The organism is Kitasatospora nipponensis (assembly GCF_039528135.1).
Classification (GTDB): domain Bacteria; phylum Actinomycetota; class Actinomycetes; order Streptomycetales; family Streptomycetaceae; genus Kitasatospora; species Kitasatospora nipponensis.
In genome coordinates, this window is sequence record NZ_BAAALF010000565.1 from 1 (window position 1) to 904 (window position 904).

The 904-nt window shown below is 69.4% G+C and carries 1 protein-coding gene; it reads right to left on the reverse strand.

The window, feature by feature from the left end:
* The coding region (locus ABD323_RS41920) for a TnsA-like heteromeric transposase endonuclease subunit (protein WP_344447323.1) at positions 1-904 on the reverse strand (904 nt) is incomplete at both ends.

Here is a 904-nt window from a genome sequence, read left to right on the forward strand (position 1 = left end):
CCGGGCGGGGTGGCGACCACGCCACCGGGGTCGAGACCGAGAGCGGTGTCGTCGTACCCGGCGCCGTCCGGGGGTTGGGCGTGGGAGCGGAAGGAGGGGTCCGTCAGGAGCTCGGACAGCATGATTGTCAGGCGGTGGCCTGTGACGGACCGCAAACGCACGTGGGAGCCGTCGATGGCGGTGACCTGGTGGCGCTCGTCCTCGAACTCGACCCAGTCTTCGACGGTGATACGGCTGTAGTGGTTCATGGCGTGTTCCCTCGGTGGGCGGTCCACACCGGGGTGTGGTCGCGCAGCGGGCGGGTGAGGTCGAAGCGCAGGCGGTGGTGCCACATCAGGTGGTAGACGACCGGGCGTGCCAGTTCCGGGGACCGGGTCGGTGGCGAGGTCCAGCAGGGGGCCGATGAGGTCGGCGGTGGCATTCAACGGACGCCGGTATCCGCCGAGCCACTCGACGGTTGCCCACAGCTGGGGGTCGGGTTCACCGACCATCTGGTAGTCCCAGCCCATCAGTTCGCAGGCCGAGGCGGTGCGGCGGGCCTGGTGCAGCACGCGCGGTGTCTGGATCCGCAGGGGGTTCTTCACGTCCAGCAGCAGCGCGGAGCCGTCGGTGCGGCGCACGAACAGGTCCGGGGTGTGCCTCCACTTGCCTGACCTGTCGGCTCCCTCGAAGAGGAACGGCTGAGCGGAGAGAGCCTTGACTTGGTGGTCGAAGTCGAGCAGGCGCATCCACTTGGACTCCAGGTAGCTCTCGTAGTCCAGCACGGCATCGCAGCACGCGGCCCAGTACGAGCCCGGGGTGTGCCGGATCCCGGGGTAGGAGGGCAGGTCGCGTGCGGGAAGGCAGTCCTCGAAGGGGACTGTGGTGGCGTCTGCGGCGGGGACGAGGTGTTCGGTGCCCGTGG